Here is a 12,131-nt window from a genome sequence, read left to right as displayed (position 1 = left end):
CCTCAATTTTCGGTGAAGTCGGCGCGGGTGGCCGCGGCGAGAGAGGCCAGGACCTGGGTCAGTTCCCGGGCGGGATCGTGTGGCGCGACGCGGGTCCGCCAGGCGATGTAGCCGTCGGGCCGGATCAGTGTGGTGCCGCTGGACTCGATGCCGTAGGCGTGCTCGAACGCCTCGTGGTCGTCGAACTCGACGTCGGTTCCGGCCTGCTGGAAAACGACTCCGATGCCCAGCTGCGCGGTCGCCTGGGCGGCTGCGGCGGCCCAACGCTCATCGGCTGAGAGCAGGACCCAGTCGCGTTCGATCAGATCGAGCGTTGAGCGCTTGTCGTCGCCGATGCGCACCCACTGGTGCGGGGCGCGGGTACCGGGCTGACCCGCCCACTGCTCGGGGAGTTGCGCGGTCGGCAAGGACGCATCCGCACCCAGCACCGCAGCCGAGCGGTACAGCTGCCCCAACTCGATGGCCGAATCGTCGAGCACGGGGGTATCAGGGGTATCGACTTTCAAGAAGGCCTTGTAGTCGGCGCGAGCGAACAGTTGATCGTGACGCAGGTCTGCGGTCGGGCGGCGCTCGGCGTCGTAGGTGTTCAGCAGCCGCGGGTCCGACTCGCCCGAGAGCACCGCGGCCAGTTTCCAGGCCAGGTTGTGCACATCGTCGATGCCGGTGTTGGCGCCGTACCCGCCGCGGTTGGGCGGCAGTTGGTGCGCTGCGTCACCGGCGAGGAAGATTCGTCCCTGTGAGAAGCGGTCGGCGATCAGACCGGCCAGCTTCCACCGGCCGGTGGTGATGAGTTCGATGGGGATATCGGTACGGCCGATCGCGCGCTGCACCAGTTCGATCTGCTGGGCGGGGGTGCGTTCGACGTCATCGGAGAGCATCAGCACCCACCGGCCATCGGAGTAGGTGGTCAAGAACGCCGTGAAGTCGGGCTGCTCGATCTCGAACTGGACCACGCCGTGCTGCAGGTAGTCCTCGAGGGGGGCGCGGAACAAGATGCTGCGCTGCACCGACAGTGGGCCGACGCCGTGACGCTCGATCCCCAGGTTGGTGCGCACCGGACTGTCCGCGCCGTCGGCGGCCACCACATAGCGGGCGCGCAGAGCGTACTGGTGGCCGTCGTCACGGCGGCGCAGCGTCGCGGTGACGCCGTCGTTGTCCTGGGCCAGGTGCAGCAGTTCGGTGCCCAGGCGCAAGTCGGCACGGTACTCGCGGGCTCGCTCACGCAGTAGCGGTTCGAGTTTGTCCTGGGTGATCGCGATCGCGTGGACCGGTGACTGGTCGGCGCCGTAGGAGCCCTTGCCGCCGGGGCTCCAGGGATATTCCTCCAACCAGGTGCCGCTGAGGCTCTCCACCCGGGCGCGCCGCGGCGGTTTCATGCCTTGCAGTGAGGTGGGCACCTCGACGCCGGTCTGACGGAAGTGCTCGATGGTGCGGGTGGTGAAACCGATCGCCCGGGGGTGCGGCGAGCTGCCGTAGTGCTTGTCGACCACCACGACGGGCACGCCCTGCCAGGACAGGAAAACCGCCGCGGACAGTCCGACGAGGCTTCCGCCGACGATGAGGACCGGTGTCTGTTCGAGTTCGTTGACGCTCATTTCGATCATGCCTTTCGAGGTCTCGCTGGTATGTCCGCTCCAGAAAAACACAATCGACTAACAAACACAAGTCACTTACGTTTTTAACTCACTTGCTTTCTCTGGTAGCGTGGGTGCATGCCTCCTGCATCACTCGGACGCCGCGCCCGCAAGAACTCCCAGACCCGCCGCGCCCTCGCGGACGCCGCCGAGCAGCTGTTTCTGGAGAAGGGCTACGACCAGGTCAGCGTGAAGGAGATCGCCGACGCGGTCGACATCTCGGTGCCGACGATGTTTCGCCACGTTCCCGACGGCAAAGAGGCCATGATGTTCGACGACGGTGTCGAACGTCTCGAGAGCCTGCTGACCGCGGTCACCCAACGCCCGGCCGGACAGTCACTGATGGCGGCGCTGCGCGAGTTCCTGCTGGGGCAGGGGCTGTTCCTCATCGATCCGAGCCCGGAGATCCGCCGTCGCACCGACCTGATCATGAGCACCCCCGCATTGCGCGAATACTCGCGCCGATTGTGGATCCGGTGCGAGACGCCCTTGGCCGCTGCGATCGCCGCCGAGTTGGACAGGCCACCCGAGGACATCACCGCCCGCGCTATCGCACGCTACGTCCTCGAGATTCCTCAATTCGTCGCCGACGAGCCCGATCCCCGCGCCGCCCTGGATGCGATCTTCGCCTTACTGGAACACGGCATGCACGGCATGAGCTGACTTCGGCCACCGTGAACACCTCACCCGGACATATGACCTGCCCCACCGTCCGCCGCAACTGTAGCGCCGCCATTACCGCCCCGTCGCCCTGTGCGCTTTCAGCGGTCGCGGCTCCGGAGGGGGATCGGACTCGGCCACCAGGCCCTGGCACACCTGCGTCAAACGCGCCGCCACACCGACCCCGGCCCTCCCGAGGCCAGCAGAGCGGCACGGCGATCGGCCAGCACCTCACACTCGGACCAATCCGTCATCCGCGACGTTCCCCTTCCGAGCATCGAATGCTGCCAGGATCATCCCCGCGCGAGCACCCGGACTGACCCCGCGCACTCCGGAACGCAGGCCCGCCAGTATGTCCCGGATAACGGCCTGTTATCCGGGTTGTCATCGGATTCGGCCTGCGGCGATGCCGTCGCGGCGACGACACGAAGCGACCCCGTTATCCGGGGCACGGCGGAGAGGCGGACCCGATGGCGGCGACCGTGACCCGGATCCACACCGCCGCGCCCCGCACTCTGCGCGGATCGGCTGAGGCGTTCCTGGACACCATCGGGCCCGGCAACACCCGCCGCGCCTACGGCATCGCGGTCGTCAAGACCGTCGACCAGCTCTACGGCCGCGGGCCCGACGGACTGCCCGGCCCCAGCCGGGCCCTGGACTCGGTCTCCGATGACGAGATCGGCGCAGGACTCGAAACTCTCTGGGGCCAAGCTGCGGTCAATACCTGGAACGCGCGCCGCGCCGCGGTCGCGAAATGGCTGGCCTGGTTTCGCGAGCAGGGCTGGGACGCCCCGCAGGTGCCAGCTTCGGCCGCTCGATCGACCCCGCCGGACTCGGAGACACCAGTGCGCTCGCGGACCGCGATCGACCGGCTCATCTCCCGCCGCGAGGTCCATCTGCGGGAGAAAACGCTGTGGCGGATGCTGTATGAAACCTGCACTCGCGCAGAGGAACTGCTCCAGCTCAACATCGAGGACCTCGACATGGCGGGCCGGTGCGCCCGGGTGAAGTCCAAAGGCGCCAAACCCCGCACCCGCCGCCGCGGCGCCACCCACCACGAACACGTCCTGGAAACCGTGTACTGGGACGCCGGCACCGCCCGGCTACTGCCGCGATTGATCCGCGGCCGCACCCACGGACCGGTATTCGTGACCCACCGCCGCCCCGGACCAGGAAAATACCTCGCCGACCGCGACATCTGCCCCGACACCGGACTCGCACGGCTGTCCTACGACCAGGCCCGCGATCTACTCGACGCCGCCACCGCCACCAGTGGGCCCGGCATGCAGGATCGCTGCCACAGTCGCCGCCTGCCACCCAGCACCGGACCGATGACGGTTCTGGTCGGGTCGGCGCGCCGAAGGGCACGGAATGCCGTCCCGGTTGAGTGACGTGGCAATCGCCTTGTCTCCGGCACCTGCGATGTAGTCCTTGAAGATTCGCCTCACCACCGCCGCAGCTTCTTCGTCGATGGCCAGAATGCGAAGCTTCAAACCGTCGGCAGCCCGACTCGGATTCGGATGCGCCGCACCATCGATCACCATGTAGCCGTACGGCGCTCGACCACCCTGGTGACGCCCCTCGTTGAGCACCTGCGCGTCCATCGCCGATCGCGTGCGCTGCTGAACATGCTGGCGCTCGGACTGGCTCATCCCGCCCAGCATGCTCATCATCATGTTGTGCGCCGTGTTTTGTCCGACAGTAGGGACGACCAGTGGTTCGGCTTCACAGCGGTGCGCGAGCTACAGGGCCTTTCCCCGGAGATCCTGATGGTTCCGTTGGCCGGACATACCCGCGGGCACGTCGGAGTCGCCGTCGACACCGGGAACGGTTGGCTGCTGCATGCCGGGGATGCGTACTCCTATCACGGTCAGATGGCACACCAACCGCGAATGCCATTGGGAGCACGTATCTTCGAGCAGTCGGTGGACACACTGCGCCCACAACGAGCAGAAAACCAGCGCCGGTTGCGCGAACTCGTGCACAATCACCGCGACACCGTGACGGTGTTTTCCTCGCACTGCGCTACCGAGTTCCGACAGTTGCGTGAACAAAGACCGACGGCCCCCGACAGCGCCGACTAGGGCGCGACTACCTGGATTAGTCGATCACCCGACTCGGGCCGCTGAGCTACAGCTCGGCGGCGCGAGTTCGTATGGCCGCAAGACGGTTCCAGCCGATCGAACCGCCGGGAATCAGGGGCGTAGCAGAGGACGTCCTTCGAGCGCGGCGTCCCAGAGCTTTTCCGAGACATCGTCGGTGTCGCTGTCCAGGAACTCGGGCAACAGGATGTCAGCCGCATCATCGGCGTCGGAGTCTTCGAGGTATTCGCCCTCGGACATGCGCAGCCGACGGGCCTTCAGATCGTCGACAAAGATGACGTCGCCTCTGTCCCGCGTTTCGAGCCATGCGCCCGCAGATGCAGCACGGTGTACGACGAGCATTCCCATGTCGGAGAGTTCCGTCATCAGCAGGCCCCCGACGGTGAGCGAGCCGCCGATGAACAGAATGCTGTCCATGAGGCACATCAGGTGCTGCGTGGTGACCGAGCCGGTGACATAGAGCGGCGTGTAGACGTCTGCGTTCAGAAAGCGCATCGGCCCGTTGACCGTCAAGTCGCCATCGATGACGTAAACAGTGTCCGGCGCCAGACCGGGGTCGTTCCCTATCGACAAAGGCCCGTCGATGGTGAGGTCACCCCGGTGAACGAAGAAGCCCTCGAGTTCTTCCCCGAAGATGTCTTCGAGATCCTCCACATGGTTGTCGCTGGCTTTGCAGATGTCATACTGCTCTGCCGCCTCGGCCAACGGTACTGATTCCCAACGCGTGCACCACTGCTCGAAGGACACCTGACTCCTCGCGTTCTATCCACTTTCGCTTGCTGCGCAACGAGTCTCGCACACAGCGTCAAACCGGCCCTAGGGCCAATGCCGCGTAGTTAGTGGTTGGGCTGGTATGTCAAGCGAATCGTGTTGTGGCGCTTGATGGAGTGCGAAATGAAACAGCGGAGCGCCTGGTAGAAGAGGTTTGTCACTCCAAGACAACCCTTCACGCTGGGAGCTCCGCTGCGGTATCAGTCTGTCATCAACCGGCGCGGCGTGGTAGCCGCTGGTGCGTTCGCGCCGGGTCATCTGGGCGAGTTGACCCAGATCGTGCCGTTCGAAATGGTCGACGCTGCCCTGGAATCGGCTCGGGCGGTGCAGGATCGAGTGCGGGATCTGCCGTCGCGGGTGGTGGTGTATCTACTGTTGGCGGCTGGCTTGTTCGCCGAGCTGGGATACCGGCAGGTGTGGGCGCGGATGGTCGCGGGTCTGGGCCCGTCCGTGGCCGCACCGACGTCCTCGGCGTTGGCGCAGGCACGCCGCCGCCTCGGAGTTGAGCCACTGCGGGAGTTGTTCGGCCTGCTCGCCGGCTCGGCCGTCGGCGCGGTGCGCTGGCGTGGCCTGCTGGTGTGCGCGGTCGACGGGACCACACTGTTGGCGCCCGACAGCCCGGCCAACCGGGCTGTCTACGGTCTGCACAGCGCGGGTCACGCCACCGCTGGGTATCCCATGCTGCGGCTGTGCGCGGTCGTGGCCTGCGGCACCCGCACGGTGATCGATGCCGTGTTCGGATCGACCGGAACCAGTGAAATCACCTATGCGCCAACGCTTTCCCGATGCCTACGGACGGGAATGTTGTTGCTGGCCGACCGCGGCTTCGACGTGAACACCTTGATCGAACACTTCGCCGCCACCGGAGCCGATCTGTTGTTCCGCTGCCGCAACAACCGGCGCTTTCCCGCCATCGCGCATCTTCCCGATGGTTCCTGGCACACCCGCATCGGCGACACCATCGTCCGGGTGATCTCCGCCGACATCACCCTAACCTGCACCGACGGCCCACGACGGGTCCAACGATACCGACTGATCACCACATTGACCGATCACCGCCGCTACCCGGCCACCGATCTGATCGAGCTCTACCATCAGCGATGGGAGATCGAAACCAGCTATCTCGAACTGAAATCCACCATCCTGGGCGGGCGGGTGCTGCGCGCACGCACGCCCACCGGGATCACCCAGGAAATCTACGCCCTGCTGGTCACCTATCAGACACTGCGCATCGCCATCGCCGACACCGCTCTGGCCGCACCAGCGCTCCTGCCCGACCGCGCGAGCTTCACCATCGCCCTGCACCAAGCCCGCGACCAGGTGATCCACGCCGCCGGTGTCATCGCCGACACCACCATTGACCTGATCGGCACCATCGGCCGCGCCGTCCTGGCCGACCCACTCCCACCCCGCCGCCCCCGCACCAGCCCCCGCATCGTCAAACGCGCCATCTCCAAACACCGGGCCAAAGGCAACATCAACCGCAACAGCTACAAAACGCAGATCAGCATCCACATCCTGCCGGGTTGACAACCCAGCAGGATCACTAACTACGCGGCATTGGCCCTAGGGCTCGACTGCGCTGGTCGAAAGCGCCGCCGCCTAGCACAACCTCCGATTGCCGCAACCCTACGTACGCACCCGCTTTCGGGACATGACAGCGTGCTGTTGACCAAGCCAGCTCATATCGGCCGGCAGAGCCATGTGGAGCACCAGCATCAGCGCACAGCGCGCCATCCGCTGATGTAGTCCGCCGTGGGTTTGTCAGCCGCGAGAGAGACCGTCGTCGGTGCCCCAGGTACCGCGAGCCTTTCTATGTCCAGGTTTCGAACTGCGCTATCCCGGCCAGGCCGAGGTCGTCCAGTGCCCAGAGGATCTCGGTTGAGGGTATGCCTCGGTAAAAAGGTGCGCTACTAGGAGTCCCGTCACTGGATTGTGTCTCGGAGCAGTCCTCGACGACCATTCCGATCACTCGGCTCGGCCACTTCCCGCGAGCACACCGCCATCGCACGCCCACACCGTGGCGGTCGGGGCACCGGCCCGGTCGGCGACCGAACGGACGGTCGCCGCGTCGGTGCCCTCAGTCGTGACGATCTGCACGGCGGCGTCGAGGATCCGCTGGACGCGCTCGCGGCTGCGCTGCTGAACCGGTTCACGGTGCAGGGGCTGGCGTCGGGCACGCGGTCCATGGTAGATACAAAGAATCGAACTTGACGTCATGTTCAAATTCCAGGACATCTCATGCGGAGGCGACTACACCATGAGCGCGATCGGGGCAGCCGTCGATGCGTTGACCAAGACTCGCCGGGCACATCGCGGTTCCGGGGGCAGCGCCACCGCGAAGGCTGCTTGCAACTTGTGCGAGGCGATCTGCGGGATCGAGATCACTGTCGAGGGCGGGATGGCCATCGGTGTTCGCGGTGATCGCGACGACCCGCTGTCTCTAGGCCATGTCTGCCCCAAGTCCGTGGCGATGACCGACGTGCACCGCGACCCGGACCGGCTGCGGCGGCCGATGCGCAAGATCGGCGAGGAATGGGTGGAGGTGGACTGGTCCGAGGCGATCGATGCGGCGGCGCGCGGACTCGCTCAGGCCCGTCGGCGCCACGGCGCCAATGCGGTGGCGGTCTACCTGGGCAACCCCTCGGTGCACAGTCTCGGCGCGATGACCCACGGATCCGCGTTCACCTCGCTGCTGCGAACCCACAACCACTTTTCGGCATCCTCGGTCGATCAGTTGCCGCACCAGGTCGTTTCGGCACTGCTGTACGGGCACCAATTCCTGCTGCCGGAGCCGGATCTCGACCGGACACGGCACCTGCTCATGTTCGGCGCCAACCCGCGTGCGTCGAACGGAAGCCTGATGACCGCGCCGGATATGGCGCGGCGCCTGCGGGAGATCCGCGAGCGCGGCGGGCGGGTCACCGTCATCGACCCGCGCCGTACGGAGACGGCCGCAGACGCCGATGAGCACGTGTTCATCCGGCCCGGCACGGACGCCGCGGTGCTACTGGCCATGGTGCACGTCGTCCTGCGCGACCGCGCACCGCGCCTGCCGGAATACGTCACGGGCGTGGACGCGCTCCGAGACGCGGTTGCCGAGTTCACTCCCGAGGCCGCAAGCCATTTCAGTGGCGTGCCCGCCGCCACGATCACCCGGCTCGCCCTCTCCTTCGCCGACGCCGGCCCCGCCGCCTGCTACGGCCGGTTCGGGGTATCCACCCAGCGTCACGGCACCGTGTGCCAGTGGGCCATCCAGGTGCTCAACATCATCACCGGCAACCTGGGCCGCGAGGGCGGGACACTGTTCACCGACCCGGCCATCGACATGACACGGCTGCTCAGCCCGGGCCATTTCGGCCGACGTCGCAGCCGTGTGCGCGGGCTGCCTTCCTTCGCCGGTGAGTTTCCGGTCGCCGCGCTTGCCGAGGAGATCACGACGCCGGGCGAGGGGCAGGTCCGGGCGCTGCTGACGATCGCGGGAAACCCGGTGCTGTCCACTCCTGCCGGAGCCGCACTCGGCACTGCGCTCGGCGGGCTCGACTTCATGGTGGCCGTGGACTTCTATCTCAACGAGACCACTCACCACGCCGACATTATCCTGCCGCCGACCAGCGCGCTGGAACGCGACCACTACGACTTGATTTTCCGGTCCTTCGCTGTCCGCAACACCGCGAAATACTCGCCGGCGGTGCTGCCCAAGCCGCGCGGCGCGCGGCACGACTGGGAAATCTTCCGCGACCTCGGCTCGGCCTACCAGCGCCACCTCGGCGGCGGCCGCATGCGGGTATTGCGTCGTCGCCTCAGCAGGCCCGCCCTGGCCACCGAAGTTCGGCTGCGGACACCGCCGCGCCGGCTGGTGGACCTGCTCCTGCGCTCCGGCCGCTACCGGCTGAGCGTGCGCAAGCTGCTCGCCCACCCGGCCGGGCTGGACCTGGGCCCGCTGCGGCCGGGCGTCGAACATCGCCTGCGCACTCCTGACCGCCGGCTACACCTGGTGCCGCCGCAGATCGCCGATGCCCTCGACATCTTGCGCTCCGACCTGCGAGATCCGGAGGAGCAGGGGTCGCTGCTGTTGATCGGCCGACGGCACCTGCGCTCCAACAACTCCTGGATGCACAACTACGCCCGCCTCGTCGCCGGTCCGCAGCGCCACCATCTGCTCATGCATCCGGCCGACGCGGCCCGCCTCGGACTGGCCGATGGGCCGGCCGTGCTGCGTTCGCGCACCGGCGCCGTGCGGGTGGACGTCAGGCAGACCACCGACATCATGGCGGGCACGGTCAGCCTGCCCCACGGCTACGGGCACGCGGCGGCGGACAGTCGGCTGTCGGTGGCTGCCCGCGTCGCGGGCGCGAGCGCCAACGATGTCACCGACCCGCTGCACCTGGACACCGTCAGCGGAAACGCCGCCCTCAACGGAATCCCGGTCACCGTGGAACCGCTCGACCCTCGCTAGCAAGGAACACCATGCCTCACGTGATCACCCAGCCGTGCTGCAACGACGCCTCCTGCGTGCCGGTGTGCCCGGTCGGCTGCATCCACCCCACCCCCGACGAGCCGGGCTTCGCCTCCGCCGAAGCCCTCTACATCGACCCTGCCACCTGCATCGACTGCGGCGCTTGCGTCGCCGAGTGCCCGGTCGGGGCGATCACCCGCGACACCGCGCCCGCGGCGGCACGGTTCTTGGAGCTCGCCGACGCTTACTACCAGCGCAACCCGCTTCCGTTCGGCATCCCCGACGCCCCTCCGCCCCCGGCGCGGGCCGACGGCGGGGAGCTTCGAGTCGCGGTGGTCGGCTCCGGGCCCGCGGGCGCGTATGCCGCCCTCGAGCTGCTCGAATACCCCGGCGCCACCGTCGATATGTTCGACCGACTGCCCACGCCGTGGGGACTGGTGCGCGGCGGGGTAGCCCCGGACCACCCGTCCACCAAATCCGTCACCGAGGTATTCGAGCGCGCCGCCGCCAGCGGCCGCTTCCGCTTCCACCTCAACGTCGAGGTCGGCACCCACATCACCCACTACGAGCTCGCCGCGGCACACCACGCCGTCGTCTACGCCTACGGGGCCTCCGGCGACCGCCGCCTGGAGATCCCCGGTGAGGACCTGCCCGGCAGCGCGTCCGCAACCGAGTTCGTGAACTGGTACAACGGCCACCCGGACTTCGCCGACCGCGCGTTCGACCTCTCGTGCCGCCGTGCCGTCGTCGTCGGCAACGGCAACGTCGCGCTCGACATCGCCCGCCTCCTCGTCGCCGACCCCGCGGAGCTCGCCGCCACCGATATGGCCGACCATGCACTGGCCGCACTGGCCGCCAGCTCGATCGAGGAAGTCGTGGTCCTCGGCCGACGCGGCCCTGCACAGGCTGCGTACAGCACTCCCGAACTGCTCGCCCTGACCGATCTCGACGACGCCGATGTCTTCGCGTGCTCCGACGAGGTCACGGTGGACCGCGACCAGCTCGCCGGACTTCGATCGGACCCGCTCGGGCTGGCCAAAGCGCAGGCCGCCGCGGAACTCGCGACCCGCCGCCGAGGCGCGGCGCGCCGTATTGTGCTGCGCTACTTGTGTTCTCCACTGGAGATCATGGGCGATCAACGAGTCACCGGGGTACGCGTGGCTCGCAATCGCCTCGAACGCGGCCCCGATGGTGACGTCCGCGCCGTCTCGACCGGAAGCGAAGAGATCATCGAGGCGGGCCTGGTGCTCCGGGCGGTGGGCTACCGCGGCGCTTCGCTGTCCGGCCTGCCCTTCGACCATGACCGGGGTGTGCTGCCCAACCACCAGGGCCGCGTTCTGCACGCCCGGACGGGTGAACCCATCCCCGGCGTTTACACGGCGGGATGGATCAAACGGGGCCCGTCCGGAGGCATCGGCGCCAACAAGAAATGCGCACTGGACACTGTCGCCGCACTCCTCGCCGACCATTCCGTGGGGTTGCTGCCCACCCCGGCAGCCACCCCGCAGGACCTCGACGCGCTGGTCCGGCAGCGGCAGCCCGCCGTGGTCGGTGTGCACGAGTGGAGGGCGATCGATCGGGTCGAGCGCGAGCGCGGCGCGGTTCAGGGACGGCCCAGGCGCAAACTTGCCTCGTTCCCCGCCCTGCTCGCCGCTGCTGAGGCGGACGACTCGATGCCGACGGTTCCACTGCCGATCGACGCAGACGGGTTCCATGTCTAGTACCCGCCTGTTGATCTCTGGATCGAACACCTCATGGGCCAGGCATGGATCCGATGTCCTAGCTCTGACACATGCCTGAAGTTGGACGCTGGTTTACAGCGATCCTTCGGTCGCGCTACCGGGGTCTATCGCGGCGTTCTACGATTTGCACACCGGTTCGCACAGGAGGTTCCGGGAAGGGGCCGGTAGCTTCAGAACCACCGGATAGTCATCTACCTGCGGAAACAGGGAAGTCATAGGAAGAGCCGGGCAACTTCGGGAACCTATGGCTCAAATCATTGGGAGACACGACTAGACCCGCTCGAGATAGAAGTATGCGTAACGGCCATTGTCGAGGGCGTTCTTGCCGTCCATGATGCCCATCACGGCGTGGTCGTCGATCTTCTTGAAATGGTCGTGAACGGGCTGCCCGTCGAAAACCATCGTTGCGGTGACCTCGCCGCGAAATTCCTCCATCCAGAGGCTGCCTTCGCCGTTCTCGGTGTTCGAGTATTTGTTGCCGTCAGCGTCCAAACAGACCAGAGGCTTCACGTTGGTGGCCGAATTGAAGGTCTTGCCGAACCAGTTGATGAGGGCCAACGTTCCGTTTTCCCGATGGCCGGTGTCGAACTCGCCACCTTCCCATTCGCCGATCATGAAGTCGATGGTCACAGGCTCCAGCGTGGCCCAGAACTCGTCGAGGTCCGCGTCAGGAATCAGCGAACGCCGTGGCCCGGCCACAAGACGCTGTCCGGCGCGCTCCTTGAGCTCGGAGAATTTCTTGCGGGCTGGATCGTCGCTCACG

The 12,131-nt window shown here is 66.9% G+C and carries 10 protein-coding genes and 1 pseudogene; 6 read left to right on the top strand and 5 right to left on the bottom strand.

The features are described from left to right. Window positions 1-2: 2 nt before the first annotated feature. Window positions 3-1,595: an FAD-dependent monooxygenase gene (locus tag ACQP2D_RS21155; RefSeq protein ID WP_433685444.1), complete on the bottom strand. Its 1,593-nt coding sequence runs from the start codon at window positions 1,593-1,595 to the stop codon at window positions 3-5. 117 nt (window positions 1,596-1,712) lie between these two features. Here ACQP2D_RS21155 and ACQP2D_RS21150 point away from each other — a divergent pair, with 117 nt between their 5' ends. Continuing rightward, entirely contained in the window at window positions 1,713-2,297 is a 585-nt protein-coding gene (locus tag ACQP2D_RS21150; protein ID WP_433685443.1) for a TetR/AcrR family transcriptional regulator, read from the top strand. A gap of 467 nt (window positions 2,298-2,764) precedes the next feature. Continuing rightward, window positions 2,765-3,685, top strand: coding sequence for a tyrosine-type recombinase/integrase (locus ACQP2D_RS21145; RefSeq protein WP_433685442.1), 921 nt, complete (start codon window positions 2,765-2,767; stop codon window positions 3,683-3,685). Here the strand turns inward: ACQP2D_RS21145 and ACQP2D_RS21140 are convergent. Continuing rightward, window positions 3,638-3,838 (bottom strand): annotated as a pseudogene (locus tag ACQP2D_RS21140) (recombinase family protein); the annotation flags it as partial. The gene ACQP2D_RS21145 and the pseudogene ACQP2D_RS21140 sit on opposite strands and share 48 nt — an antisense overlap. 135 nt (window positions 3,839-3,973) lie before the next feature. Between ACQP2D_RS21140 and ACQP2D_RS21135 the strand changes: the two are divergent. Next, complete coding sequence (locus tag ACQP2D_RS21135; protein WP_433685441.1) at window positions 3,974-4,378, top strand: hypothetical protein; 405 nt, start codon at window positions 3,974-3,976, stop codon at window positions 4,376-4,378. Window positions 4,379-4,489: 111 nt separating this feature from the next. Here the strand turns inward: ACQP2D_RS21135 and ACQP2D_RS21130 are convergent, their stop codons facing one another. Further along, complete coding sequence (locus tag ACQP2D_RS21130) at window positions 4,490-5,143, bottom strand: hypothetical protein (protein ID WP_433685440.1); 654 nt, start codon at window positions 5,141-5,143, stop codon at window positions 4,490-4,492. Window positions 5,144-5,392: 249 nt separating this feature from the next. Here ACQP2D_RS21130 and ACQP2D_RS21125 point away from each other — a divergent pair, with 249 nt between their 5' ends. Continuing rightward, a complete protein-coding gene (locus ACQP2D_RS21125) occupies window positions 5,393-6,697 on the top strand; it encodes an IS4 family transposase (RefSeq protein ID WP_433685439.1) in 1,305 nt (434 codons plus the stop codon). A gap of 438 nt (window positions 6,698-7,135) precedes the next feature. On the opposite strand, the gene ACQP2D_RS21120 is transcribed toward ACQP2D_RS21125, so the two are convergent. Beyond that, a complete protein-coding gene (locus ACQP2D_RS21120; protein WP_433685438.1) occupies window positions 7,136-7,387 on the bottom strand; it encodes a TetR family transcriptional regulator in 252 nt (83 codons plus the stop codon). Between the two features lie 40 nt (window positions 7,388-7,427). Here ACQP2D_RS21120 and ACQP2D_RS21115 point away from each other — a divergent pair, with 40 nt between their 5' ends. Continuing rightward, a complete protein-coding gene (locus ACQP2D_RS21115) occupies window positions 7,428-9,626 on the top strand; it encodes a molybdopterin-dependent oxidoreductase (RefSeq protein WP_433685437.1) in 2,199 nt (732 codons plus the stop codon). Between the two features lie 11 nt (window positions 9,627-9,637). Then, the gene (locus tag ACQP2D_RS21110) at window positions 9,638-11,347 is read left to right on the top strand and encodes an FAD-dependent oxidoreductase (protein WP_433685436.1); all 1,710 of its coding nucleotides are present in this window, start codon (window positions 9,638-9,640) and stop codon (window positions 11,345-11,347) included. A 291-nt stretch (window positions 11,348-11,638) separates the two neighbouring features. On the opposite strand, the gene ACQP2D_RS21105 is transcribed toward ACQP2D_RS21110, so the two are convergent. Then, window positions 11,639-12,130 (bottom strand): DUF4334 domain-containing protein, encoded by a 492-nt coding sequence (locus ACQP2D_RS21105; protein WP_433685435.1) that lies wholly within the window; start codon window positions 12,128-12,130, stop codon window positions 11,639-11,641. Window position 12,131: the final 1 nt, after the last annotated feature.

It is taken from the genome of Nocardia sp. CA-119907, from assembly GCF_050955995.1.
Lineage (GTDB): Bacteria > Actinomycetota > Actinomycetes > Mycobacteriales > Mycobacteriaceae > Nocardia.
Note: the sequence above shows the minus strand (reverse complement) of the source record. Positions and strands in the feature narration are given on the sequence as shown.

Bases quoted from the DNA above. Each gene is read 5' to 3' on its own strand.
- ACQP2D_RS21155 (WP_433685444.1), bottom strand. From the start codon at position 1,595: ATGAGCGTCAACGAACTCGAACAGACACCGGTCCTCATCGTCGGCGGA.
- ACQP2D_RS21150 (WP_433685443.1), top strand. From the start codon at position 1,713: ATGCCTCCTGCATCACTCGGACGCCGCGCCCGCAAGAACTCCCAGACC.
- ACQP2D_RS21145 (WP_433685442.1), top strand. From the start codon at position 2,765: ATGGCGGCGACCGTGACCCGGATCCACACCGCCGCGCCCCGCACTCTG.
- ACQP2D_RS21120 (WP_433685438.1), bottom strand. From the start codon at position 7,387: ATGACGTCAAGTTCGATTCTTTGTATCTACCATGGACCGCGTGCCCGA.
- ACQP2D_RS21115 (WP_433685437.1), top strand. From the start codon at position 7,428: ATGAGCGCGATCGGGGCAGCCGTCGATGCGTTGACCAAGACTCGCCGG.
- ACQP2D_RS21110 (WP_433685436.1), top strand. From the start codon at position 9,638: ATGCCTCACGTGATCACCCAGCCGTGCTGCAACGACGCCTCCTGCGTG.